This window comes from Anseongella ginsenosidimutans, assembly GCF_008033235.1.
GTDB classification, from domain to species: Bacteria; Bacteroidota; Bacteroidia; order Sphingobacteriales; family Sphingobacteriaceae; genus Anseongella; species Anseongella ginsenosidimutans.
This window is the reverse complement of the sequence record NZ_CP042432.1, coordinates 3,840,310-3,865,843: the sequence shown is the minus strand read 5'-3', so window position 1 is coordinate 3,865,843 and position 25,534 is coordinate 3,840,310. Positions and strand designations below refer to the sequence as shown.

Sequence of the window (25,534 nt, the reverse complement as noted above, 5' to 3'; positions counted from 1 at the left end):
ATTCCTTAATTATCTGATGTCTTTCATTCGTTCAAAAGGCTGGCTTCTATCAAACAAATAACGATAAGTCGCGTGTATTTTGCAAGTTTCGCCTCCTACCTGTTTCATTACTACGATCATTTTGGGGTTGAAATCGCCGATACCGTTTATTTCAAGGATATCATACCGCGGATATTCTTTTTGTACCATCTGGCAAAACGCGGTAATGATTCCGCCGTCCACACCCTTGCGCTGATGCTCCGGTACCACTCCGAAGACCAGTCCCAGCATTTTGCGATTGGTTTTTCTCCACTTGTGCCACAGGAACTTCAGCTTTCCCGGCAGGTCCAGCTTGCCGTTTACATACTTGAAAACCTGGTTTATTTCGGGCAGGTTAATATAGAAGGCTACCGGCTCTTGTTTATAATATGCAAACCAGATGATTTTTTCGTCAATAATGGACTTCACCTTTTTTATAATGCTTTCTACCTGGGCTTCCGTAATGGCTGCTACTCCTTCATGATTGCTCCAGGCCCTGTTGTAAATACTGGTAATGTCGCTGACGTATTTTTTATACCGGTTTAACTTCAGGTGTTCGAATGTATAGCCGGGATCCTGGTTCACAATCGCTGATTTTGCCTGGATGCGCGGATGCACGGGGGCAAAGACGTTCCGGCGGAAAGTAAATTGCCGGAAATATTCCCGGAAACCGAAGTTCTCAAACAATTCTTTGTAGTAGGGAAAATGATAGTTGCATAAATAATTCGGCTCCAGGTCAAAGCCTTTTACCAGCAGCCCCCACCATTTGTCCCGGTCCCCGAAGTTTACCGGGCCGTCCATGGCGGCCATCCCCCGTTCTTCCAGCCATTTTTTGCAGGCTTCCATTAAGGCATTAGCTGCTTCCTGGTCATTAACGCATTCAAAAAAGCCCATTCCGCCGGTGGGCTGCTCATTTTCCTTGTGGAGGCTTTTCCTGTTTATAAAGGCTGCGACTCTTCCGATGATCGTTCCTTCTTTGCGGAGGATCCATCGTATGCATTCCCCGTTCTCAAAATTTTTATTTAGGTCAGGGTCAAAGACAGCTTCCACGTCCTTGTCAAGCGGTCTTATCCAATTACTTTCCCGGGCATATAACCTCACAGGGAAGCTGGTAAATTCCTCGGCCTCTCGTTTAGTTTTTACTTCTACTAATTTCATTTCATGCGCGCTCTTGGGGGGAGCGTGGCAAATGTAAGTGGAAAAACCGTATTTTGGGGCAGAAACAATAAATTATATGACCTTTCAATACATCATATCGTCCTGTTTACTATGGTTTCTCCTGCTTTTATTGCCTTTTGCCGGCAATGCTCAATCAAATGCAGGCCAAGCTGAATCAAATGGGGGCCAAACAGTCGCCGGAGTACGGAAAATCAAAGACCTTGTGATTTATAAAGACGCCCGGTTTTATTCTTCTTTTCCTTCGGTGGTCAGGAAGCAGGACGGGGAACTGCTGGTTGCCTTTCGAAGAGCCCCTGACCGAACGATTTTCGGTGAAAAGGGCAATATGCATGTGGATCCGAACAGTTACCTCGTGATGGTCCGTTCTGCGGACGGGGAAACCTGGACAGCGGAGCCGGAACTCCTTTATGCGCATCCTTTTGGCGGCTCGCAGGACCCTTGCCTGCTCCAGCTGCGTAACGGCACTCTTTTATGCGCGAGTTATGGCTGGGCCTTTGTCCGGCCCGACGGAATACCTAATCTTAAAAAGCCTGTTTTCCAAGCAGGGCCGGCCACTTTTCTGGGTGGTTACCTGCTGCGTTCCACCGACGGAGGAGATAGCTGGGAACCGCCTGTTTACCCTCCGCAGGTACCGGTTGAAAAGCATTATAATGCCTATGGGATCCCTCTTCCGGCCTATAACCGCGGCGCTTTGTATGAAGGCGCCGACGGGCGTATTTACTGGGCGGTTGCTGCTACGGATACATCGGGAAGAACCTCGGTTCATATGCTGATCTCTGATGATGAGGGTCGCAATTGGCAATACACGTCCCCGGTTGCAGCAGACGAAAAGGTGGCTTTTAACGAAACGTCGGTTTACGAAACGCCCAAAGGTGATGTCGTCGCTTTTCTGCGTACGGCCGGATTCGATGACCAGGCTTGCATTGCCCGCTCGAAAGACGGTGGCAAAACTTTTGGTAAATGGGAGTCGATGGGCTTCCGGGGCCATCCCCTCAACGCCCTTCGCCTCCCCGATAACCGTGTATTGCTCACCTACGGCTACCGCCACCCGCCTTTTGGCATACGTGCCCGTATTCTGAATGCTGAATGCACCGATTTTGAAACAGCGCCGGAAATTATTCTCCGGGAAGACGGCGGCAACGGCGATATCGGCTATACCTGGCCCGTTCAGTTGGATAAACACCGCGTACTGGTTGTCTATTACTTCAATAAGGATAACAAAACCCGCTATATCGCCGGAACTATCCTGGAAATTGACTGATTCATGGCAGCACAGAAAAAAAGGCGCGAGGGAGGACAGGACAAAAGCAGGCAGAAGATTCTGGCTGCCGCATTTGAACTTTTTGCCGAAAAGGGATACAGCCAAACCCCCGTAGACAGCATTGCCGCAAAGGCGAATGTCTCCAAAGGTCTTATTTATCATTATTTTGAGAACAAGGAGCATATTTTAAAAGGGGTTTTCGCCCGGTTGAAAGAAGAGGGAGATGTTTTGTACGAAGGGGTTGATTCCCTGTCGCCGGAAGAGTTCCTGGAAAGGATGATCGATATTTCTATGAAGTATGTCATCCATCAAACGAAGTCCTTTCGTCTCATGCTCGCGCTGACACTACAAACCGGTGTGACGAAGGGGCTTAAAAAGGAGATTGAAGAAATCCGGAACGAATGGCTGTCAGGGCTGGCGCAGGTTTTCAAGTCATTAGACTACGAAGATCCGGAAACAGAAGCTTATTTGCTAAGCGCCCTCCTGGATGGAATTGGCGTCGGTTATATGGTAATGAGGGCGGATTACCCGATGGAAGAAATAAAGGAGCTGATCATGAAAAGATACGGCTTGCGTGGCTCCGGAAGTATGCTGCCGGGGCGATAATAATTGCCCGCCTTAGTTATTTTCCGTGTACTTTTTAAAATTGTCGCGAATTGCCTGCCATCCGCCTTGCTGCATTTCCCGGGAATTCATGTCTTTGCGACTTTATCCGATTAAATAAATAGAGGATTTTGATTCGAACTATAAACACATTATTTTTAACTACAAAAATAGTTAAGATGAAAACCTTATTGATTTTATTACTAACGGCAGGCGTTTATCCGGGGTTTTCCCAGCAACCGGCAGATTCCACCCTGGATATCAGGACGCTTGTCAGCCGGCATCAGTATGCGGAAGCCCTGGAGAAACTGGCAAAAAGGAAGGAAGATACATTTTCGATCGAAACCTTCAATCTGATGGGCTATTGTTATTCAAAACAGGGAATGTACCGGGAAGCGGTGCTTTCTTATCAAAGTGCGCTTAAGCTGGATTCCCTTAACCAGACTACGCTAAGCCGGCTTGCGGACCTTTATAAAGGGAAAGAAGAATTCATCAAGGCGCATACTTTGTATAACAGGCTGAGCAGGGAAGACAGCCTGAACAGCTATTTCTACAAACAAAGTGCTTATTGCTTGTATAAATCGGGATTGCTTCCTTTTGCAATTCCCCTGTATGAGCAGGCAAACCGCTTGAATCCGGATGACGAAGAAGTAGTAATGGCGCTCGCAATGATCTATTTTGAACAGGAGGAGTTCAATCGCTGCGACAGCCTCCTTGACCGCTCGCTCGCCGGTGATACGGCGGATACGCAATTGCTATCATTGAAGGCGAAAAACAAATACTACCAGAAGGAGTATGATTCGGCGTTCGCTGCCCTGGAAGCCGTTTTTTTGCTGGGCGATACCAGCCTGAGCAATATACGGCTGGCCGGGAATGCGCTATACGCACTGAACGAATATGACAGGAGCATTTCCTGGTTCGAAAGAATTCCCGCCGAATTGCTGGAGAAGGATGAATATTCCCAATACATGATGGGCGTTTCCTACAGGCATTTGCAGCGTCCCGAAAAAAGTATTGCTCATTTGGAAAAAGCGATCAAACTGGGTATCTCGGACAATATTTCCTTCTACTACCAGCAGCTGGGCCTGAGCCACGAAGAAAAAGGGGAGATCGATAAAGCGCTAATTGCTTTTGAAACCGCCGGTACATATAAAGAAGAAGGGATACTGGATTACCAGATAGCCCGGATCTATGATTATTACAGGGACGACCCCGCAACCGCGCTGGAATACTACAAACGGTACCTTGACAGCCGGGACAGTTCAGTTCAAAGAGCCTGGCAATTTTCCCGTCAGCGTGTGAAGCAGCTGGCAGGAGCCGGGAGATAAAGCAGGCTTTTAATCCTCGCTGCGGTCGTTTTTTGGGGGTTTTTCCGGGATGAGGAAAGGCTTTGCAATGTCTGGTGCTTTGCTGCCGGAGGTATCCGGGTTCGGGAATACGCGGAGATGCCTCATTTTCTTGTCCGGAGTTTTTATAAGGAGGTGACCGTTATAAGAGTTGGGGACTTTCGCTACCAGCAGGTGGCGATGCTGCACTCCGGGTGTTTCCTTTGCTTCCGGTCCCCGGCTTACCTGCTCCTGCGTTTCCGGCCACACCCGGAAGGTGGTTTCCGTTTTTGTTCCAATTTGTACTTCTGAGTATAATGGGAGCTGTTTCCGGGCTTCTGCGTGCTTTCCGGGCGCCGCTGGAAGCTCAAGCTGAGCCTGTGCCTGGCTTTGGAAATAACAAAGGGAAACGGCAAAAAGTGAACAGGAGGCGAGCAATTTTTTCATGGCCATTACTTTATATGGAAAAAGATGCACAAGCTCCCGCCTTTCCATATGAAAAGGTTATATTTTTTTTACAAACTCAATGCCTGCCTTTTGCCTGTCCTGCAGGCTTCGTAAATCGCGTCAATAATGACCAGGTCTTTAACGGCCTCTTCGCCGTTAACAGGAATAACCGGTTTTTTATTTTCGAGGATGATTCCCGCCATTTCATCCATTTGGATGGTTTGGTGAGCAATGTGAGGATGGGTTAGTTCGCCTTTATTCGTCCGGCCTTTTATAGGGCCATAACCCGTAGCGGGCTGCAGTTCGGCATATCCCTTTTCTCCGTTCAGGAAAAAGCGGTCCAGGTTGTTCATGTTGTAGGTGGACAGGCAGGAAGCTACCGCTCCGGAGGGAAAGCCCATTTGGAACTGGATGGTTTCGTCCACGCCTTCTCTGAATTTTACGGGGTCGGTTTTCGTTTCCTGCGCGGTGACCCATTCCGGTTCTTCACCGGTCATGTACCGTGCGCCGTTAACGGAATAAATGCCGATATCCATCATGGCTCCGCCTCCGGCCAGTTCCCTATTGAGCCGCCATTGCTTCGGGTCTCCGATCCGGAAGCCGCTCAGTCCCTGGAAGAAGAGGACCTTCCCGAATTCGCCCTCATTACGCATACGGACGATTTCGAGCGTGTTCGGCTCAAAATGCATGCGGTAGCCAACCAGTAATTTTACCCCGGCTTTCCGACAGGCATCTACCATTTCCTGTCCCTGGCGAGCATTTACAGACATCGGCTTTTCGCAAATCGCATGTTTCCCGGCGGCCGCTACACGGAGAACACCCTCACGATGGAGGGCGTTGGGAGTAATGACGTATACGGCGTCAATATCCGGGTTATCTTTGATCTGGTCGTAATTTTCGTAGTTATAACAGTTCTTTTCAGGGATATTGTATTTGGCTTGCCAGTCTTTGATCTTAGAAGGCGTGCCGCTGATAAGCCCTGTGAGTTTTGCCCTTTTGCAGGATTGCATTGCCTTGGCAACACGCGTCCCGTAACTTCCGAGCCCCATAATTGCTACCCGCAAAACAGGCCCCTGGCAGGATTGGCCATAAAAAGCGTTCCGGGCTGCAGAAGCGGTAATTGGCAAAAAAGGCAGGGTAACCGCCGAAGCGGCAAGTTTCTGCAGAAAATCACGACGTGAGTCCATAAGCTGTATTTTTTAGATATGCAAAGGCTAATTTAAGCATTTTAACGGGTAATTTTCCGGCTCCCTCATACCCTGATCAGCAACCCGTCCTCAGCGCAGGGCAATTTTACGCTATCCAGGTTCAGCAGCATTTCTTCCCCCAGGTGGGTAAGCAGGATCTGGTTAAAGCTGAGCCGCGGCAGATGCCCGGTTAATGTTTGATAATCAAGGTGAGCCGCGGATTTCGTGTCAAAGAAATTGCACTCGCAGATAAACAGATCGGCATTTTCTGCAATAGGAAGGAGGTTCTCATCCCAGCAGGTATCGCCGGAATAACTGATGGTTTTCTCGGCGGTAGTAATACGCAGGCCGTGCGGATCCGTTGCCGGGGCATGTGTTACCGGGAACCCTTCCACCCGGAGATAGCGGGCTTCAAGTTCCCCTTTATCAGGGTATTCCAGGAAGCGAAGCGGAAGTTTTTCCAGTACCTTGCTGCCAGGATACAGTATACCGAGCAGAGCTGCCACTTTTTCCTTACAACCCGGCGGGCTGATAATAGTAAGCGGTTCATTCCATTCAAAAACAGCGGCTTCGAGCAGAAAATAGGGCAAGCCTCCGTAATGGTCGCCATGAAAATGAGAAATAAGGATGGTATCTATTTTCCTTAAATCGAATCCGCGCTGTTTCAGCGCCGCAATCGAGGAGGCGCCGCAATCGATCAGGAAAGTGCCACCTGGAGCCTGTATATGAAAGCAGGTCTGGAGCCGGCCTCCGCTGGAGAATGCATCTCCGCAGCCGATAACGGTCATATTTAGCGTTTTATCTTTCATGCGCCGGCCAGTTCAATCCAGACGGGAGCATGATCGCTGGTCTTTTCCCATCCCCGTACATGCCGGTCCACGCCTGCGGCCAGGAGGCGTTTGTCAAGAGCCGGGCTAAGCAAGAAATGATCAATCCGCAGGCCGGCATCGCGTCCATAGGCATTCCGGAAATAGTCCCAAAAGGTATAGATCTTTTCTTCCGGGTAAAGTTTTCGCAGGGCGTCGGTCCAGCCCTGGTCCACAAGCGTCCTGAATGCAAGGCGGACTTCCGGCCGGAAAAGTGCATCATTTATCCATCTTTCAGGTTTATAAACGTCCAGGTCGGTGGGCATTACATTGTAATCGCCTGCGAGTACGACCGGCGTGCCGGCTGCGAGGAGCCCGGCAGCATGTTCGGTCAGCCGCTGAAACCAGCGCAGTTTATAGTCGAATTTCGGTCCGGGGAGCGGGTTGCCATTCGGCAAATAAAGGCATCCGATGGAAATTCCTTCAATCTGGGCTTCGATATACCGGCTATGACTGTCTTCTTCATCGCCCGGAAGCGCCCGCCTGATCTCCTGTATATTTTTATCGCGCGCCAGGATGGCTACACCGTTCCAGCTTTTCTGTCCCTGCCATATTGCATTGTACCCGGCCTCCCGGATCGCCTGCTCCGGGAATTTTTCCTGCGGGGCTTTTAATTCCTGCAGGCAAACCACGTCAGGTGCCGTCTCCTTCAGCCAGCGAAGCAGTACGGGCAGCCGGCCGTTGACGCCGTTTACATTATAGGTTGCTATCTTCATAATGAAATTGTTCTCTTGAGAATACTAATATAGCAATCGTGTGGCATTCCATGTACCTTTGCGAATGGAAAGCAAATTCATGAAAAATAAAACTGTGCAACTGGTTCTTGAATGGGCGGATTTCGAGGAGGCTTATCCTGAGGGGAACATGGCTGATTTTTGCCGCTATTACCTTGCCCGGCAGCAAGAGGATAAAATGCCGGTAACTGGGGCAATTCCCGATAGTATTGAGGAAGAAATGATGAGAACGATCGGGCGTATCAGCAAACTGCATTTGTTTTATGCTAATCTGGCCCTTAAGGGGACGGATCTTCACCAGATTGAAGAATTTTGGCTGCTGTGTACGATCAGGCAGGAAAAGAACCCTAAGAAAAGCGAGGTTATTTATGCCAATTTGCTTGAACTTTCAAGCGGAACGGACATGCTTAACAGGATGAAGCAACGAGGGCTGATCAGGGAAGTAGCGGACAAGGAAGACAAGCGCTCTAAAAGGATCATGCTCACGGAAAAAGGTGAGGAAATGATTGATCCGTGTTTCGAAGAAATCAATAAAAGCGCAAAAATGTTGGTTAATGAGCTTTCAGAAATGGAAAAAGGGCTGGCCGTCCATTTGCTGAAGAGCATGGAAATAAAGTTTTCTTCCCTTTGGACACGGCACAGAAGCCTGCCTTTTGAAGAAATATACCGGAATGTAATGGAAGGAGATTAACCTGCCGGGTTGATTCTTTTATGCCAGGCTGTACCGATACTGATCTCCGGCCTGTTCTCCGCTGAGCTTATTTTTTTTGAGCAGAACGGCAAGGCGCAGCGTTATGGCTTTCCTGATTTTTTCAGGGGCTAAACCAGGTTCTTTGCCGGCAAGGAATTGCACAATTTCTTCTTTATTCCCGGAACCGATCTGGCTAAGAGCGGCGTTGATCTTGCTGTCCCAGCCGCCTTCGGGTTTAGCTTTTGCAGGAGAGGAGGGAGCGGATTGCGCTACCTGGGCGCGCCGGGTATATTTTCGTTTTTTGACCGGCCCCGCTTTAGCCTTCGAAGCTTTGGCATTTGCCTTGGCCGCGGTTCCACGGGCGGTTAATGCTGAAAGCACGGCTTCTACTTTGCTCAGTTCTTCAGTAAGCGTTTGTTTGCGTAATTCATAGTGCCTGATGACTTCCTGGTCAGTCAATTTTACCATAGTATGCTTTTTTATACGAGTTTAATTAAGAAAAACGCTAATGTATTCAAGTTATTATCAATGCTAAAAAAATTAGCATTATATTTGTTGCCCAATTATAGCAATAATAAAGAACATGATTGCAATGCAGGGGAACAAAAATGCGATTATCAGCCAATTGCAAAAAGATCTTTTGCTTTGGCAGGGGTTTAAACCGCCGCAAAGCCATGCAGATGCAATTGGATTGGGCCCGGTTGAAAGCGCTTTTCCGAATGGAGTGTTCCCGGTTGGGAGCATCCATGAATTTGTAAGCGAAAATCCTGAACAGGCGGCTGCATCAAGCGGTTTTATGGCCGGCTTGCTGGCTTCCCTGATGCGAAGCGGCCAGGCTTGCCTGTGGATCAGCGTATCGCGGAAGCTTTTCCCTCCGGCCCTAAAAGCATTTGGCGTGGAACCCGACCGAATCTTGTTTGCAGACCTTCGGCAGGAAAAGGATGTGCTTTGGGCAATGGAAGAAGCCCTCAAATGCAATGGGCTTGCCGCTGTCGTTGGCGAATTGCATGAAATTGATTTTATTCAATCCAGGCGGCTTCAGCTGGCAGTTGAAAAAAGCAAGGTGACTGGATTCGTTATCCGGAATAATTCCCGCAGCCCGGGAGCAACTGCCTGCGCAGCCCGCTGGCGGATCAGGCCGGCGCCGAGCGAACAGGAGGAAGGCATGCCGGGGGTGGGTTTTCCAAGGTGGAAGGTGGAACTATTGAAAGTTCGGAATGGCAATCCGGGCGCCTGGTTGATAGAATGGTCGGCAGGCCGGTTTATGCCGGCGCAAAAACTTGCACAGAAATCACTGCACGAACGGGCGAAGGAACGAAAAACGGGATAATGTAATGTCAAAACGTTATGCTGCGATATGGTTTCGTCATTTAACAACGGACTGGTTTGTTCTTCGCCAGCCCTTGCTTAAGAATCTGCCTTTTGTTTTTGCCGCGCCGGAACGGGGGCGTATGGTCATCACGGCAGCCAGCCCGTCAGCGGAATCGCAGGGGATAGCCGCCGGAACGGCAGTAGCGGATGCCAAAGCGTTCCTTCCCGGTTTACAGGTGTTTGAGGATAAACCGGGCCTGTCCGGGAAACTTTTGAAAACGCTGGGGCTGTGGTGTATTCGTTATACGCCGGTCATTACAGTAGATTATCCGGACGGGCTGATACTGGATATAAGCGGCTGTGCCCACCTTTGGGGCGGAGAAAGGGCTTACCTGAAAGAGATCGGTTCCAGGCTGAAAAGCAAGGGCTATGATGTCCGGGCGGCTATAGCCGATACCATTGGCGCTGCCTGGGCAGTATCCCGTTTCGGACAGGTTACGCCAATTATTGAAAGCGGTTTGCAGGCGGAGGCTCTTTTATCATTACCGCCTGCCGCGCTGCGCCTGGAACCGGGTACCGTGCAACGTTTGCAGAAATTAGGGCTTTACCGGATTAAGAATCTTATAGGAATGCCCCGTACTGCTCTGCAAAAGCGCTTTGGAGAAGGTTTGTTGCGGAGGCTGCGCCAGGCGCTTGGCCAGGAAGAGGAATATATCCAGCCTTTACAGCCTATCGTTCCCTATGAAGAACGCCTGCCTTGCCTGGAGCCTATTCGCACGGCTGCCGGGATAGAAGTTGCACTGCAGCGGTTACTGGAAATGCTTTGCAAGCGGCTTTCAGGCGAAGGTAAAGGGTTGCGTACAGCCATCCTCACCTGTTACCGGGTGGACGGGAAGCTGATAAAGATAAGCATCGGAACTAACCGGGCAACTTCAGGCGCAGGCCATATCTTCAAACTATTCGAACTGAAAATACCGCAGATCAAACCGGGCCTGGGAATAGAGCTATTCCTGCTGCAGGCGATAAAAGTAGAAGATGCGGACCCTGTGCAGGAAGCATTCTGGAGCGGGAAACCGGGCCTTGAAGACCGGGATTTGTCGGAGTTGCTGGACAGGCTGGCCGGAAAGGCCGGCGCGGGGATCATTCATCGTTATTTACCCGATGAGCATCACTGGCCGGAACGATCTTTTAAGGAAGCCACTTCCATCGGGGAAAAGCCTGCGATCAGCTGGCCTTCCGGCCGCCCCCGGCCTGCGTATTTGCTGCCAAGGCCTGAAGCGATCGAGGTATCCGCACCCGTACCGGATTACCCGCCTATGCTGTTCCGTTATAAAGGTAAAGTCCACCAGGTCAGGAAAGCGGATGGCCCGGAACGTATTGAACGCGAATGGTGGCTGGAGAAAGGAGAACGCCGGGATTATTATTATGTGGAAGATGAGCAGGGACAGCGTTACTGGCTTTTCCGTTCAGGGCATTATGCCGGTAACCAGCCGCAGCAATGGTTTATCCATGGATTCTTTGCGTAATACTTATATAGAATTACAGGTCACCTCGAACTTTAGCTTCCTCCGGGGGGCATCTCACCCGGAAGAGCTGGTGGAACAGGCGGCTGCATGCGGGTACCCGGCCCTGGCCATCACCGACAGGAATAGCTTGGCAGGTATTGTTCGTGCTTATATCGCGGCCAAGAAGCACGGGGTACGCTTGATACCGGCTTGTCGCCTGGACCTGGCGGACGGCCCCGGCCTGCTGGCTTATCCTACTGATAAGGAGGCTTACAGCAGGCTTTCAACTTTACTGACCACCGGGAACCTGCGTGCGGAAAAAGGAGAATGCCGGTTATATAAACAGGATGTCTATGCACATTGCAAGGGGCTGAAGCTTATCGTGGTGCCGCCTGCCGGCCTGACCCCTTCCTTCGAACTGGCCCCTTCCTTTCAAAAGGAGGTAAGGGAATACCGGGAGGCCTTCGGCAGGGAGCTTTATTTAGGTGCGGACCGTGCTTACCAGGGAGACGATGGGAAAAAGCTTTTTCGTTTATCCCAGCTTTCAGCGCAGCTGGACATACCTATGGTGGCCCTGGGAGATGTTCATTATCATGAGCCGGGCCGGCGTGAGTTGCAGGATATACTTACCTGCATACGCGAAAAATGCACTATTCATACTGCCGGCTTTAAGCTGCATCAAAATGCGGAGAGATACCTGAAACCCATGGAAGAAATGCAGCGGTTATTTCGCAGGTACCCTGATGCGATCAAGTGTACCCTGGAAATCGCGGAAGCCTGCCGGTTTTCCCTGGACAGCCTGGAATATGTTTATCCGGAGGAATTAACATCGGACGGGCGTACGCCGCAGGAAGAGTTAACCTTCCTTACCTGGAAGGGCGCCGCTGAACAGTTCGGAACGGAAATACCTGAACAGATCAGGGAAACCATCGGCCAGGAACTGGCATTTATCGAACGAAAGAATTATGCTTCTTACTTTCTTACAGTATATGATTATGTCCGCTTTGCGCGGGAACGGAAGATCCTTTGCCAGGGGCGCGGATCTGCCGCCAATTCGGTCGTTTGTTTTTGCTTAGGTATTACATCGGTCAATCCAACGAAGATCAAGCTGCTTTTTGCACGTTTTATGTCCGAGGCTAGGGATGAACCTCCTGATATTGACGTTGATTTCGAACATGAACGGCGGGAAGAAGTGATCCAGTATATTTATGAAAAATATGGCCGGGATCGCGCTGCTATTGTGGCTACGGTTACACAGGAACGGCAAAAAGGCGCTTTACGCGATGTAGGAAAAGCAATGGGATTGTCGGTGGATACGGTGAGTTGTCTTTCCGGCGCTATCGGGGGCTTGTGGGACGAGGGGATCAATGAAAAGCGCCTTGCCGAACAGGGCTTTGATCCCGGGGACGCGCAATTGAAAAAGTTGCTGGAACTCACCGGGCAGCTGATGGGCTTTCCCCGTCAGCTAGGCCAGCATACAGGCGGGTTTGTCATTACCCAGGGAAAATTACATGATCTGTGCCCGATCATGAATGCACGTATGGAAGGCCGGACCTGCCTGGAATGGAATAAGGATGACCTGGAAGCCTTAGGCTTTCTGAAAGTAGATGTGCTGGGTTTGGGAATGCTGACCTGTATCAGGAAAGCGTTTGATCTGGCAAAACAGCATTACGGACTTGACCTTACGCTGGCCGGCATTCCCCAGGATGACCAGGCGGTGTATGAAATGATTAGCCATGCCGATACGCTGGGGGTTTTCCAGATTGAGAGCCGGGCCCAGATGTCTATGCTGCCGCGTCTTCGCCCCAATAATTTTTACGACCTGGTGATTGAAGTAGCCATTGTGCGGCCCGGGCCCATACAAGGTGATATGGTGCATCCTTACCTGCGCCGGCGTAATGGGGAGGAACCCGAGGAATACCCTTCTGAAGAAATCAGGGATATTTTGAAAAGAACCAAAGGAGTGCCCTTATTCCAGGAGCAGGCGATGGAAATAGCCATCGTGGCGGCAGGTTTTAGTCCGGCGGAAGCGGACCAGCTGCGACGGAGCATGGCCACATTTAAGGCAAAGGGCGAGGTTAGCCGTTTCCGGAAAAAAATGGTGGACGGCATGACCGCTAAGGGCTACACGGAGGAATTCGCCCTGCGCGTATTCCGGCAGCTCGAAGGGTTCGGAAGTTATGGGTTCCCCGAAAGCCACGCGGCCTCTTTCGCTTTGCTGGTTTATGTTTCTTCCTGGCTCAAATGCTATTACCCGGATATTTTTGCCGCCTCCCTGCTCAACAGCCAGCCCATGGGATTTTACCAGCCCGCTCAGATCGTGATCGATGCCCGGAAGCATGGGGTTAAGGTTTTGCCGGTGGATGTTAATCATTCCTGCTGGGACCATACATTGGAAGCAGCGGCGGGTAAGTACCATGCCCTCCGCCTGGGTTTTCGACAGATAAAAGGAATGCAGGAAGAAGAGATAAAGTCATTGATTAGCGGGAGGGCGGAAAAATATACTCATGTTTCCGCTCTCCGGAATGCGGGCGTCCGGGAGGCCACGCTCGAAAAGCTGGCCGACGCGGATGCTTTTCGTTCCTTAGGGCTTGACCGGCGAAAAGCCTTATGGGAGGTGGCTGCATTAGCAGTCCGGCCGGTTGCCTTATTTGAGGGGCAGCTGCCGGAAGATGATGCAGAAAGCCAGGTCATGCTGCCTTTAATGACCAAAAGGGAACATGTGATGCATGACTACGCAAGTACCACCCTGTCGCTGAAAGCCCATCCGGTTAGTTTCCTGCGAGAAAAGCTGGACCTATTGCATGTGGTGCCAACAAAAGAATTAGGCACGATGAAAAATGGCATGTCCGTAAAGATTTGCGGGCTGATAACGGTCCGTCAAAGACCCGGGACCGCCAAGGGCGTCGTATTTATCACCATCGAAGATGAAAGCGGATTTGCCAACCTGGTAGTCTGGGAAAAGCTTTTCGATAAATACCGGAAGGAAATCCTTACCGCCCGCTTGCTGATGGCAGAGGGTAAACTGCAGATTGAAGGCGAGGTGATCCATGTGGTTGTCAAACGCTGTTTTAACCTGACCAAGTTATTGTCACAGGCAGGCAAAGTCATCCATAAAGGGCGAAACTTTAAATAACACCCGGTTGATTACCTGCATTTCAATATTTATCTTGTTCCTGCGTTCTATATAGATCGCAGAAAATTGTAGACCCATGAAATTTCTAATCGAGTTAGAAAAGCGAAACCCCATTCTTTATTATTTTGGCTGGTTATATTTCATCGGCGGTATCGTCAGCATCATTATGACCCAAACATCCGGGACGATTGTATTGGGTATTAATGCCTGGATCAAGCCTATGAAGTTCTTTTTCTCCATTTGGATATTTTGCTGGACAATGGGCTGGCTCCTGGCGTACCTTAACAACAAAGCCCGCGTCAGAATTTATACATGGGCCGTTGTTGTCGTGATGATCATTGAGCAGGTGATCATCACCTGGCAGGCCGCCAATGGAAGGTTGTCGCATTTTAATATCAGCACTCCCTTTTACCAGTCACTTTTTATCTTTATGGGTATTGCCATTTCTACGCTGACGGCATGGACGGGGGTAATCGGCTATTATTTCTTCAAACAAAGGCAATTTGATATCCCTATGTCTTATGTATGGGGCATTCGCCTGGGTATTGTCCTGTTTGTAGTATTTGCTTTTGAGGGCGGCGTCATGGCTTCCCTTCTTTCACATACGGTGGGCGCACCGGATGGTGGTTCCGGGCTTCCGGTATTTAACTGGAGCAACCAGTACGGCGATCTGCGGGTTGCCCATTTCATAGGCATTCATTCATTGCAGGTGCTGCCCTTATTTGGCTATTATATCGCTAAGAATAACCGCAGTGTACAGTTATTTGCCGCGGGCTATTTTATTCTAACAGTATTCCTGCTGCTGCAAGCCCTCCAGAAAATGCCTTTACTGCGTTTTTAGGTAGGATTTTCCTATCGGAACGATGCCAAAACGTCTCTCCAGACGGTTACACCTGATTTGCCGGAGAAGAAACTTTTTGGGTAAATGCCGGAAAATTCCCTGAAATCATTGATAAAATGTGCCTGTTTGGGGTAAAACCTGTATTGCGGATGAATTGTCTTTTAAACTGTCTCTCGGAGAGGCAGACAGCCGGAGGAAGGTCGGCGATCTTTACCAAACCTCTTTTTTCGATAATTAGCTGAATGGATTTGAATACGGGCAGCATAGCCTGATCTTTTTTTAAGTAGCACTTTTCGATGAAAGTTTCCAGCAACCGGATGCGTTCCTTATTATGCCGGGCATTGCCTATGGCTTTGTGCATGCAGGCCTGCCGTGAACGAAGGAATAGCTTCACCGTGTTTTCCCGGCATCCGGGAGAGAAAAATGCGTATAAGGCCGCTTTCCCTCGGGGATCCAGAAAAATCTGACCAGATGCGCCAGTCCTGCTTTTGGTTTGAAAGTCTGATAATTCATTTTATAGGGAAGTGATCCACCAGGTTACGCCGGTTGGATCTTTAACGCCGCCGCTTCTTCCGTATCCCTTGTCGGCTGGCTCCATTACAGAAACGGCTCCTTCCCGTAGCGCGGTGGCATATGTGCTATCGGCATTTTCCACGTAAATGAAGATACTGCCGGTCTGCGGCGGCCATTGTTCGGTCGCTTCGGCAAACATGATGACCGTTTCGCCGATCCTGATCTCCGCATGCATAATGCCCTCGCCTCCTTCTTGCTGGTGCCTGGCTATCAGCTCTGCGCCAAAGACCGCGGTAGTGAAGTTAATAAATTTTTCAGCCCCTTTCAGAATGAAATAGGGCATCAGCCGTTGGTGTTCTTTTGGGATATTCATTTTTTTATGTTTAATATCCAAATTTAACGTATTTCCAGGCGCTTAAATTGGAAAAATGTGCCATTTTTTTGGCTATCTTTAAGCATGGAAAGCACTAAAACAGATCATCTCCGATATCCTATCGGGCCTTTTGTAAGAAAAGAGCAATATTCCGGGGAAGAAATTAATTCGATGATTGCCGTCATTGAAGAAGCGCCGCTTCGCTTTAAGTTGCTGATGGAAATGTTGCCCCCGGAAGATCTCTCGAAAACATATCGTCCGGGAAGCTGGAACGTGCAGCAGCTCGTTCACCATGTGGCCGATATCCAGCTACTTCATTTTTTACGCATGAAAAAAGCGCTTACGGAAGCCGACTATAAAGAAGTGACGCTTATTGACATGGACGGCTGGGCGGTTACTCCGGATGCACGCGATGAGCCGGTGGAGGATTCCTTACTGATGCTCGACGGAATTACCAGAAGATACCTGTTTTTGCTCCGTTCATTGACCGAAGAGCAATTGAAAATCGCTTATTATCACCCGGTGAGGAAATATACGATCAACCAGGCGCAGGCTATTGCCATGTCTGCCTGGCACCTGGAGCATCACCTGGCACACATCAGTTTGGCGGTTAGCTGAAGTTTTCCGGAGCTGCGTTAAGCGTGGCCCGTGGTCACCGCTGTGTAGACTGGTTTTCGCGTTGCCGGGAACAATACCTGCGACTTATGCGACAATTCACGCTTAACGCAGCTCTAGTAATTTAAGCAAGTTGTCTTTCCTGATCAGGTTATGAAACAATTCCTTCTTTGTTTCCTGCAGGTTCATGATCTTTTCTTCAATGGTCCCTGAGCAGATAAGCCTGACAGCCACGACATTTTTCTTTTGGCCAATCCGGTAGATCCTGTCAATGGCCTGGTTCTCTACTGCGGGGTTCCACCAGGGGTCTATCAGGTAAACATAATCGGCTGGCGTTAAATTCAACCCGTTGCCTCCTGCTTTCAGGCTGATCAGGAAGATTCGCCTGGTGTCCTCCGATTGGAATTCGCGGACGACCTGCTCACGGTTCCTGGTGCTGCCGCAAAGGTAGGAATAGCCGATCCCCCTTTCTTCCAGCTCTTTTTTGACCAGGTCCAGCATGGAAACGAATTGCGAGAAAACTAAGATCTTATGATTGGCTGATTTGCTGAGCAGCTGCTCCAGGAGAACGTTCATTTTTCCGGATTCTTTAACGTTGATCTCCTCATCGTTCAGCAGGAGGGGGGAGTTGCAGATCTGCCGGAGGCGGGTCAGGCCTTTCAGTACATGAACGGAGCTTTTGGGGAGTTCTTCATTCGTTTTACTGCAAATGTAATCCCGGAACTCTTTTTCAAAAGCGGTATATATTTTTTGCTGCTCCGGGGGCATTTCACAGAACAAAACCATTTCGGTTTTCTCGGGCAGTTCGCCGGCTACCTGCTTTTTCGTCCTCCGCAAGATAAACGGCCGGACCTTTTCCTGCAGTTCCCTGGACCGTTTCCTGTCCTTGAACTGATCAATGGGGACGGCGTATATCTCCTTGAAATACTGTTTGCTTCCCAGCAGGCCGGGGCAGGCAAAAGAGAGCTGTCCGAAGAGGTCGAAGGTATTGTTCTCCACCGGGGTTCCGGTAATGGCGATCCTGTTCGCTGATTTAAGCAGGCGGGCTGCCTGATACCGTTGCGAATCCGGGTTTTTGATATTTTGCGATTCGTCCGCGAAGATGTAATTAAATGAAAAATCCTTCAGGAAGGAAATATCCGAAAGAAGGGTGCCGTAGGTAGTGATAATGAGTTCGTGATCCCCGAATTCCCTGGTATGGCCGTTCCTGTCCGGCCCGTAATGCGTGAATACTTTTAAAGAAGGAGCGAACTTGTCAATCTCCTGCTTCCAGTTAAAGACAAGGGAAGTGGGCACCAGCAGCAAGCTCGTAGTATGCCCTCGTTTTTGTCGCTGCAGCAGGAGGAAAGCAATGATCTGAAGCGTTTTCCCCAAGCCCATGTCATCTGCCAGGCAGCCGCCGAACCGGTGGTCGTCCAGAAAGTTGAGCCAGCTTAGGCCCTGTTTCTGGTACGCTCGCAGATGGGCGTTCAGCTCCGCAGGAACTTCCGCTTCTTCCATACCTTCCAGGTTCGCCAGTTTCGACTCCAGTAAAGCCAGTTCCTTTTTCGCGGCATTATCCAGGACTTCCTCTTCGAATAGTTCGCCAACGGCCCTGAAATTTACTTTCGCGATCCGGATATGGTTATCCGTCACTTCCCCGGCGCTGAAATAGTCCCGGAACTTTTCTATCCATTCTTCGGGTAGAATGCCCATTGTTCCATCTCCCAGGCGTACGTATTTGCTTTTATTCCTGATGGCTTTATGGACCTGTTTTAAAGAGGCCTTTTTGTTTCCGTATTGCAAGGCTATTTCAGCATTGAACCAATCCGTGCCGCTCAGGATCCTGACGGTAATTTTTGCTTTATGCGGATTCAGACTGTTCTTCTGCAATTTATTGAACCCGAATATGCGAATACCTTTATTCTGCCATTCCTCAAAAGCGTCCAGAAACCACTTTTCATCCAGGAAATGTTTTTTGTGGAGGTAGAAATAGGGTAATTGTTCTTCCACCTGTTCATGGAAATAAGGATGTTGCCTCATTACGAGCGAAGTAAAAGCTATTTCAGCTTCCTTATCCCTGTTTACCCGGAATCCGGTTTTAATGCCTTTAGGGTAAATCTGTTTTTTGCTCAGGACCGGTATTTCAATATCTCCGTATCTCATTACCGGGTTCAGCTCTACATAGGCTCCGGAATCCGCCAGGTAGAGCAGTTTTTCCGGTGCTTTGTCCAGCTGGTGTTCCATAAGCTGTTCAAGGCTGGCGGGTGGCAGATAGGCGTAATCAATGGCTGTGCTTTCTTCCAGCCTGCTAAGTACGGTATCCCTGAAATCGTGGTATTTTGATTGATGAATGAGCAGCTTGTCCTGGTGTTTTTTGAGGAAGGAGATCACATTCAGCAACTTTGTGTTGCCAATCAGGTGAAGGGAGGGCCCGGCAGCCAGAAAATAGCCAAATTGGACGGACGTATCCTCAAGGCGGCATTTTGATCCGCTTATATCCAGTTCGGCGGTAAGTTCATAAAAGGGATCGTTTTTAACGACCTGCAGCTGCAAGTCATACAAGGTATGCCCGGTCTGCAGGGGACTCAGGGAAGCTGCGGTCATATTTTCAGAGACGGCAGCCTCATGGCGGTAAAGCGGAAGTCCGAGCGGATTTTTCAGGATGGCTTTCAGGGCTTCGATAGTGATCCCCGGCTGCTCGTCCGCGGCTTTATTCCGGAACAGGTGGACGGCGCTGAAGAATTTTGATTCAGCGGGACTGACCGCATTCCATATTTTTTCCAGTGCATTTACGGGTACTACCGGGTTTTTAGGCTTTCCGCTTTGGGTAAGGGACGCTTCCGCCAGTTCTATAATGAGGTGCTTATAGTATTTATGCTGTTTAAAGACCAGCAGCATTATATGATCTTCGGAACGTTTAACGATCCCGCTTCCCTGGTTTCCGGCAGAGAACTGGTCCTGGAGTTGCAGGGTATATTCCCTGTTCAGGGGAAACAGGTTCGCCGATGCCGGCCGGATGACGTTCTGTCCGTTAGCATATTCTACCCGGAAATATGTATCCAGGTTTTGCTCCTGCTGCAATCCGTAAGGAAGAGCGAAGTCCCTGAGTTTTTCATGCCTTAAGGCAGCGTCAAAAAATATCCGGAGTTCCGTTCTGCGGCTGATTGCCAGCAGCGCGCGGCTCTGGTGCCGGCAGAGCTTTTCAGTAAGTGCGGCGCAGGAACAGGAGAGGTAAAGACCGGTATCTTGCTGGACCAGCCAGGTTTCGATGCTGCCGGCTTCTTCCAAATGCGAGAATAATGCGGAATTAATTCCAATGCTTTCTATATTCAGGTCCCGGAATCCTTTTTGTTCAACAGGCAGCGATTCTCCGCTATGCCGTTGTACAAAAATTTCATTGAGCGCTGATATATCGAACCCGGGAATCGTATAGACGTGATCCATGCTTTTCAAAATTAGCCAAAAATTTGGCTATATTTGCCTGTCGTAAACGAAAAGCTGCACCAATGAAAATAACTAAGTAAACAGGCGGTTAAGCCGTCATGAATTCCAACCCAACGGAATAATTGCTGTTGAAAGCAATACTTAGCTATTATTTTATTCTTTTCATTTTGTTATGAGCGTCACGATCAAATCGCTTAGCTATTTGCATCCCGACAGGGAAACTTTGTTCGAAAATCTGGATTTTACTATTCCAAAAGGGGGTAAGGTTGCGTTAGTCGGTAATAACGGCACAGGAAAATCAACTCTTTTACAGGTCATCGCCGGATGGCTTCCTCCTTCGGCCGGGCAAGTTATTCTTTCCGAAAAGGCTTATTACGTGCCGCAGCACCTGGGGCAATACGATCATCTTTCCGTAGCTGAAGCGTTAATGGTGGAAAGAAAATTGAACGCTTTGCGGGCTATATTGGAAGGTGATGCCGCCGCCGGCAATTTTGCCGATCTGGAGGATGACTGGGAAATAGGAGAGAGGGTTCAGGCTGCGCTTTTATTTTGGCGTCTTGAACACCTTGATTTATGGCAAAGGATGAAAAGCCTCAGCGGGGGTGAGAAAACCAAGGTCTTCCTGGCCGGTTTGCTGGTCCACGCTCCGGGAGTCATCCTGCTGGACGAACCATCCAATCACATGGACGCATCAAGCCGCGACTTGCTTTATGATTTTATCGGGAAAAGCAAGGCAACGATATTGGTGGTCAGTCACGACAAGGCGCTGTTAAGCCCGCCGGACAGCACCCTTGAGCTGAGCGCGGCCGGCGTCGAATTGTTTGGCGGTAATTATGACTTTTACAGGGAGCAAAAGGAAAGCAAGTTGAATGCCCTTCAGTCTCAATTGGATGAACAAGCTAAAATGCTTAAACAGGCGAAGCAAAAAGCCCGGGATATGACGGCGCAAAGACAGAAAATGGAGGCGAAGGGGAAATCCCTGAGCAAAAGTCATTCACTGCCGCGTATCGTGGCCGGAAATCTTAAAAGAAAAGCCGAACAGAGTACAGCCAGGCTGCAGGGTGCCCACCAGGAGAAAGTGCATGATATTGCCGATAGCCTCCGGCAGACCAGGTTACAGATCCGCCAATCCCAGGCGCTAAGGATCAATCTAAAGGAATCCGGCCTCCATCAGGGAAAAGTCCTGGTTGATGCGAGGAAGATCGGTTTTTCTTACGAGAAAAAGAACCTTTGGCCGCCGCTCTCCTTCCAGGTCCGGTCTGGCGACAGGATAAGGATCGAAGGCGAAAACGGCTCTGGTAAAACGACGCTCCTTCAACTCATAATGGGCCGCTTTCAGCCTGCTATTGGGGAGATATTTAAGGCGGAATTCAGCTATTTATACCTGGACCAGGACTATACGCTGATTGATGAACAACTGAGCCTGTTTGAGCAGGTTCAAAAATATAATACCGGCAACCTGGAGGAACATGATTTGAAATCGCTGCTGCATTATTCCCAGTTTTCACCGGAAGTATGGGACAGGAAGTGCGCCGGCTTAAGCGGCGGAGAAAAAATGAAACTGACGCTTTGCTGTTTAGGGATCAGTAATAACATGCCCGATATGCTCATACTGGACGAACCAACGAATAACCTGGATATCCAGAGCCTGGAGGTGTTAACCCTGGCGATAAAAGATTATAAGGGTACACTGCTGGTAATTTCGCATGACAGGAACTTCATTGAACAGATCGGGATCAGCGCAAATATTGCGCTTGATAAGATATCCCGTTAGCCTATTCTGACCAAACGGCCAGTTCATAGCCGTCCTGATCTGCAAAATGGAAGCGTTTGCCGCCAAGGAATGCGAAGGTATCCTTTACGATGACGCCACCGGCTTCTATTACTTTGTTTTTTGTTGCTTCAATGTCGTTTGAATAGAGAATAACCAGGATGCTTCCCTTGACCGGGTCTCCTGTAGTGAAACCTCCGTCAACATACTCGCCTTCAAAAGCCGTGTAGCCGGGGCCGTAGTCGGTAAATTTCCAGCCAAAGGCTTTCGTGTAAAAGGTTTTGGCCCTTGCAAGATCCCTTGAGAGGAATTCGAGGTATTGTACCTGCTCGTGCTTTAACTTGTTTTCTGAATGAATTGCGGTCATTTCTTGTGTAAATGAGTTAACCCGGTAAAGATATGAAATTGAGGCGTCCCGGCAATTGGGACTATGTCCGTTCATGTTTACTTTTGTGCCGAAATGGAAACGAAAAATACCACCAGCGGTTGGATCAATGGGTTCATAGGTGTACTGATATTTAGCGGGTCACTTCCCGCAACAAGGGTCGCTGTCCTGGCCTTGCCGCCATTTTTTTTAACCGTGGCCCGGGCGAGCATTGCAGGCCTTCTTGCACTTTGTTTCCTGTGGATTTTCAGGGAAAAACGCCCTGCGGGAAAACAGCTTTTTTCTTTGGCGGTAGTGGCGCTGGGCGTGGTAGCTGGTTTTCCCCTGCTTAGTGCGTTGGCATTGCAGCACATTACTTCGGCCCATTCCATTGTTTTCCTTGGGATGCTGCCGCTTACAACCGCTATATTCGGTGTAATCCGCGGAGGGGAGCGCCCCGGCCCGGTATTCTGGATATTTTCCGCAACAGGAAGCTTGCTTGTCATCGCTTATGCGGTTGCCCAGGGCCTTTCCGTGGCTCCCGCTGGTAATATCTATATGTTGCTGGCAATTATATTATGCGCCCTGGGTTATGCAGAAGGCGCCAGGCTTTCAAAGGCGCTCGGAGGCTGGCAGGTAATTTCCTGGGCGCTCGTCTTGTCATTGCCGTTTATGGCGCCTTTGGCCTTCTTCCTGCTGCCATCCTCGCTCGCAGCAGTTAGCGTATCCGCCTGGATAGGGCTTGCTTATGTTTCCCTGTTCAGTATGTTTATCGGCTTCATTTTTTGGTACCGGGGATTAGCCCAGGGTGGTATCGCAGCGGTAGGCCAGCTGCAACTCCTTCAACCGTTTTTCGGATTGGCCTTAGCCGCCACCTTACTGGGGGAACAAGTAAGTATTGGCATGCTGGGTATTACCCTTGGCGTTATTCTTTGCGTTGCCGGTTCAAAGAAGTTTGCCGCCAGCGGCACCTGAAAGAAAGTATCCGCTGCTGTACGTACGTTCGGCGGGCACCGGGCCTGTTAAGCGCCTAAAGCTTTTCTTGCGTATTCCAGGCACCTGGCCACCTCCTTTACCGCATCGGAGCCGGAAGGGATCTCATATTCCAGTTCTATGGTAGCCGGAAATTTATAGTTATTCCGGGACATTAGCCGCAAGGCTTCAACAATAGGAGTATCGCCTTCCCCCCAGGTGAGGTTAGCACCGCCATGGGCCTTTGATTTCCTGTCTTTGGTATGCATGCTCACAATATGCTTATGCTTCGCTTTTATAAAGGCAAGAGGATCAAATCCCGCAGCTACATAATGGCCCATATCAAAATTTGCCGCGTTATAGGGGGATTCGGCAATGGCTCCATCCCACATATCAAAGGTTTGCTGCGTATGGCCGTGATAGCCGACATAGATTTTATTCCTTTTAGCAATAGCTCCCAGCCGTTTGGTCTGTCCCGGATCCCGGGGGAATTCCACATTGGCCTGGTTGGCTCCCAACGCTTTGGCGGCGCGGAACGCATAGTCTATTTCTGCGTCCGTATTGTTTACTCCCAGGGCGCTTGGTTTATATCCATAGATTTTCACGCCGGCATTATTGTACATTTTTCTAAGCTGTTCAAACCGTTTCATGGGAACAGCTGCCCGCCATTCCGCCAGTTTTTTACGGTATTCTGCACGTGCCGCCTTTTGTTCATCCGACTCCCGCGGGCCGGAAGGCGCCTGCGGGGCACCTGCAAAAGCTTCAGCCGGATCCCCCATTAACTCAACTGCCCCCACATTGGCATCCAAACAGTATTGAAGGAGCTGCTCGGCGCTGCCCGGCATACTTCTGAAAGAATAAGTGATCACACCTATCTGGACACCTTTAAACAAGGAGTTTGGTTTTCCCAGGTTCCGGATATATGCCGGCATACCCAATACCGGCCTCGAAGCCAGCGCCAGGCCGGCCACAGTAAGGGCAGTTGTACCAAGAAACTGCCTTCTGGAAAGATTTTGCTTTTTCATTTCGACTAATATCAAAAAAAATTGAAAGAAATTTCTATTATATGATGCTTATCTTGCACAAGGTATCATGATAAAGCAAGCGCTTCATAATTTAAAGATCGACGCCCTTAACGAAATGCAGCAGACTGCTATCGCCGCGGCCTCTAAAGGTGACCTTATATTGCTGTCGCCCACGGGCTCGGGTAAAACATTAGGCTTTTTATTGCCCTTGCTCAGTTCACTTGACGCGAACGTTTCAACCGTTCAGGCAATGATACTTGCGCCTTCACGGGAACTGGCCCTGCAAATAGAACAGGTTTTCAAGGTCCTGGGCAGCGGGTTTAAAGTGAATTGCTGTTATGGCGGCCACGCGGTTAAGACGGAAATAAACAACCTGTCGCAGCCGCCTGCGGTCCTTATTGGCACACCCGGACGCATAGCCCATCACTTGCGCCGCAAAAGCTTTGATCCTGCTGCTGTCAGTACGCTGGTGCTTGATGAATTTGATAAAGCGCTTGAATTCGGTTTCCAGGAAGACATGGCCTATATCATTAAGCAATTGCCTTTTGTAAAGAAGCGCATGCTCACTTCGGCCACCCGGATGGACGAAATACCGGCCTTTACCGGCATATCCAACCCGTTAACACTTGATTATTTAAGCGATGCCGCATCCGCGCCGGACCTTGAGCAGAAAGCAGTGATAACAGATGCTGCCCGCCGGCTGGATGCCCTGTTCGCGCTGGTCTGCCAGATCGGCGATCAGCCCACGCTGGTCTTTTGCAATCATCGCGATGCCGTTGAACGTATCAGCGATTTGCTGTGGGACAAGGGATTGCCGCATGATATTTTCCACGGAGGCATGGATCAGGACGACCGCGAGCGGGCATTGATAAAGTTCAGAAATGGAAGCCATCGAATCCTGATCACTACCGATCTGGCTTCCCGGGGCCTGGATATCCCTGAGATCGCGCATGTAATTCATTACCAGCTGCCGCAGACTGAAGAGGCTTTTTTGCACCGCAACGGCCGCACAGCCAGGATGCATGCCAAAGGCACGTCGTATCTTTTGCTGGCCCCTGGTGAAAAACCGGACTATTTAGGCGAATTGCCTGCAATTGAAGACCTGCCCCAAAAAGCAGCTATACCAAGCCCCTCTCCCTGGGCTACGCTGTATATTGCCGCCGGGAAAAAGGACAAGATCAACAAGGTTGACATCGTAGGCCTGTTGCTTAAAAAAGGCAAACTGGCTAAAGAAGACCTTGGCCTCATAGAAGTACTTGACCATTCATCTTACGCCGCTGTAGCGCGAGACCAGATAGAACGTGTGGCAAAGCTGGTAAAAGACGAAAAAATGAAAGGCCGGAAGATTAAAATAGAGGTCTCGCGGTAATT

General features: G+C 49.7%; 22 protein-coding genes. 12 read left to right on the top strand and 10 right to left on the bottom strand.

The window, feature by feature from the left end:
• Positions 1-9: 9 nt before the first annotated feature.
• Positions 10-1,176, bottom strand: coding sequence for a hypothetical protein (locus FRZ59_RS16295; RefSeq protein ID WP_132129811.1), 1,167 nt, complete (start codon positions 1,174-1,176; stop codon positions 10-12).
• Between the two features lie 223 nt (positions 1,177-1,399).
• On the opposite strand from FRZ59_RS16295, the gene FRZ59_RS16290 reads away from it, so the two are divergent.
• From FRZ59_RS16290 to FRZ59_RS16280, 3 genes are all read left to right on the top strand, one after another.
• Positions 1,400-2,458 (top strand): sialidase family protein, encoded by a 1,059-nt coding sequence (locus FRZ59_RS16290; RefSeq protein WP_207910314.1) that lies wholly within the window; start codon positions 1,400-1,402, stop codon positions 2,456-2,458.
• A 3-nt stretch (positions 2,459-2,461) separates the two neighbouring features.
• Positions 2,462-3,064, top strand: coding sequence for a TetR/AcrR family transcriptional regulator (locus FRZ59_RS16285; RefSeq protein ID WP_132129813.1), 603 nt, complete (start codon positions 2,462-2,464; stop codon positions 3,062-3,064).
• Between the two features lie 176 nt (positions 3,065-3,240).
• Positions 3,241-4,389, top strand: coding sequence for a tetratricopeptide repeat protein (locus tag FRZ59_RS16280; protein WP_132129814.1), 1,149 nt, complete (start codon positions 3,241-3,243; stop codon positions 4,387-4,389).
• Positions 4,390-4,398: 9 nt separating this feature from the next.
• On the opposite strand, the gene FRZ59_RS16275 is transcribed toward FRZ59_RS16280, so the two are convergent.
• From FRZ59_RS16275 to xth, 4 genes are all read right to left on the bottom strand, one after another.
• Positions 4,399-4,881 carry a hypothetical protein gene (locus FRZ59_RS16275; protein WP_132129815.1) on the bottom strand — a complete coding sequence of 161 codons (483 nt, stop codon included), beginning with the start codon at positions 4,879-4,881 and terminating at the stop codon, positions 4,399-4,401.
• 20 nt (positions 4,882-4,901) lie between these two features.
• Positions 4,902-6,020, bottom strand: a complete 1,119-nt coding sequence (locus FRZ59_RS16270) for a Gfo/Idh/MocA family protein (protein WP_132129816.1) — start codon at positions 6,018-6,020, stop codon at positions 4,902-4,904.
• A 65-nt stretch (positions 6,021-6,085) separates the two neighbouring features.
• Positions 6,086-6,829 (bottom strand): MBL fold metallo-hydrolase, encoded by a 744-nt coding sequence (locus FRZ59_RS16265; protein ID WP_132129817.1) that lies wholly within the window; start codon positions 6,827-6,829, stop codon positions 6,086-6,088.
• Entirely contained in the window at positions 6,826-7,602 is a 777-nt protein-coding gene (gene xth / locus FRZ59_RS16260) for an exodeoxyribonuclease III (RefSeq protein WP_132129818.1), read from the bottom strand. The genes FRZ59_RS16265 and xth overlap by 4 nt, the downstream gene beginning before the upstream one ends.
• Positions 7,603-7,681: 79 nt before the next feature.
• Between xth and FRZ59_RS16255 the strand changes: the two genes are divergently transcribed.
• Positions 7,682-8,311, top strand: coding sequence for a MarR family winged helix-turn-helix transcriptional regulator (locus FRZ59_RS16255; protein ID WP_158640657.1), 630 nt, complete (start codon positions 7,682-7,684; stop codon positions 8,309-8,311).
• An 18-nt stretch (positions 8,312-8,329) separates the two neighbouring features.
• On the opposite strand, the gene FRZ59_RS16250 is transcribed toward FRZ59_RS16255, so the two are convergent.
• Positions 8,330-8,779: a hypothetical protein gene (locus FRZ59_RS16250; RefSeq protein WP_132129820.1), complete on the bottom strand. Its 450-nt coding sequence runs from the start codon at positions 8,777-8,779 to the stop codon at positions 8,330-8,332.
• A 115-nt stretch (positions 8,780-8,894) separates the two neighbouring features.
• On the opposite strand from FRZ59_RS16250, the gene FRZ59_RS16245 reads away from it, so the two are divergent.
• From FRZ59_RS16245 to FRZ59_RS16230, 4 genes are all read left to right on the top strand, one after another.
• Positions 8,895-9,641: an ImuA family protein gene (locus FRZ59_RS16245; protein ID WP_225975090.1), complete on the top strand. Its 747-nt coding sequence runs from the start codon at positions 8,895-8,897 to the stop codon at positions 9,639-9,641.
• Between the two features lie 4 nt (positions 9,642-9,645).
• Complete coding sequence (locus FRZ59_RS16240; protein WP_132129822.1) at positions 9,646-11,148, top strand: Y-family DNA polymerase; 1,503 nt, start codon at positions 9,646-9,648, stop codon at positions 11,146-11,148.
• On the top strand, positions 11,132-14,263 hold the full coding sequence (locus tag FRZ59_RS16235) for an error-prone DNA polymerase (protein ID WP_132129927.1): 3,132 nt from the start codon (positions 11,132-11,134) through the stop codon (positions 14,261-14,263). The genes FRZ59_RS16240 and FRZ59_RS16235 overlap by 17 nt, the downstream gene beginning before the upstream one ends.
• Before the next feature lie 76 nt (positions 14,264-14,339).
• The gene (locus FRZ59_RS16230; protein WP_132129823.1) at positions 14,340-15,104 is read left to right on the top strand and encodes a hypothetical protein; all 765 of its coding nucleotides are present in this window, start codon (positions 14,340-14,342) and stop codon (positions 15,102-15,104) included.
• A gap of 514 nt (positions 15,105-15,618) precedes the next feature.
• On the opposite strand, the gene FRZ59_RS16225 is transcribed toward FRZ59_RS16230, so the two are convergent.
• On the bottom strand, positions 15,619-15,990 hold the full coding sequence (locus FRZ59_RS16225; protein WP_132129824.1) for a VOC family protein: 372 nt from the start codon (positions 15,988-15,990) through the stop codon (positions 15,619-15,621).
• Positions 15,991-16,074: 84 nt separating this feature from the next.
• Here FRZ59_RS16225 and FRZ59_RS16220 point away from each other — a divergent pair, with 84 nt between their 5' ends.
• Positions 16,075-16,608 carry a YfiT family bacillithiol transferase gene (locus FRZ59_RS16220; RefSeq protein ID WP_132129825.1) on the top strand — a complete coding sequence of 178 codons (534 nt, stop codon included), beginning with the start codon at positions 16,075-16,077 and terminating at the stop codon, positions 16,606-16,608.
• A 102-nt stretch (positions 16,609-16,710) separates the two neighbouring features.
• On the opposite strand, the gene FRZ59_RS16215 is transcribed toward FRZ59_RS16220, so the two are convergent.
• A complete protein-coding gene (locus FRZ59_RS16215; RefSeq protein WP_132129826.1) occupies positions 16,711-20,031 on the bottom strand; it encodes a DEAD/DEAH box helicase in 3,321 nt (1,106 codons plus the stop codon).
• 172 nt (positions 20,032-20,203) lie between these two features.
• On the opposite strand from FRZ59_RS16215, the gene FRZ59_RS16210 reads away from it, so the two are divergent.
• The gene (locus FRZ59_RS16210; protein WP_132129827.1) at positions 20,204-21,805 is read left to right on the top strand and encodes an ABC-F family ATP-binding cassette domain-containing protein; all 1,602 of its coding nucleotides are present in this window, start codon (positions 20,204-20,206) and stop codon (positions 21,803-21,805) included.
• 1 nt (position 21,806) lies between these two features.
• Here the strand turns inward: FRZ59_RS16210 and FRZ59_RS16205 are convergent, their stop codons facing one another.
• The gene (locus tag FRZ59_RS16205) at positions 21,807-22,169 is read right to left on the bottom strand and encodes a VOC family protein (RefSeq protein ID WP_132129828.1); all 363 of its coding nucleotides are present in this window, start codon (positions 22,167-22,169) and stop codon (positions 21,807-21,809) included.
• Between the two features lie 93 nt (positions 22,170-22,262).
• On the opposite strand from FRZ59_RS16205, the gene FRZ59_RS16200 reads away from it, so the two are divergent.
• Positions 22,263-23,141 (top strand): DMT family transporter, encoded by an 879-nt coding sequence (locus FRZ59_RS16200; RefSeq protein ID WP_132129829.1) that lies wholly within the window; start codon positions 22,263-22,265, stop codon positions 23,139-23,141.
• Positions 23,142-23,188: 47 nt separating this feature from the next.
• Here FRZ59_RS16200 and FRZ59_RS16195 read toward each other — a convergent pair whose 3' ends face one another.
• Positions 23,189-24,163 (bottom strand): sugar phosphate isomerase/epimerase family protein, encoded by a 975-nt coding sequence (locus tag FRZ59_RS16195; RefSeq protein WP_132129830.1) that lies wholly within the window; start codon positions 24,161-24,163, stop codon positions 23,189-23,191.
• 67 nt (positions 24,164-24,230) lie between these two features.
• On the opposite strand from FRZ59_RS16195, the gene FRZ59_RS16190 reads away from it, so the two are divergent.
• Complete coding sequence (locus FRZ59_RS16190; protein WP_132129831.1) at positions 24,231-25,532, top strand: DEAD/DEAH box helicase; 1,302 nt, start codon at positions 24,231-24,233, stop codon at positions 25,530-25,532.
• Positions 25,533-25,534 lie beyond the last annotated feature (2 nt).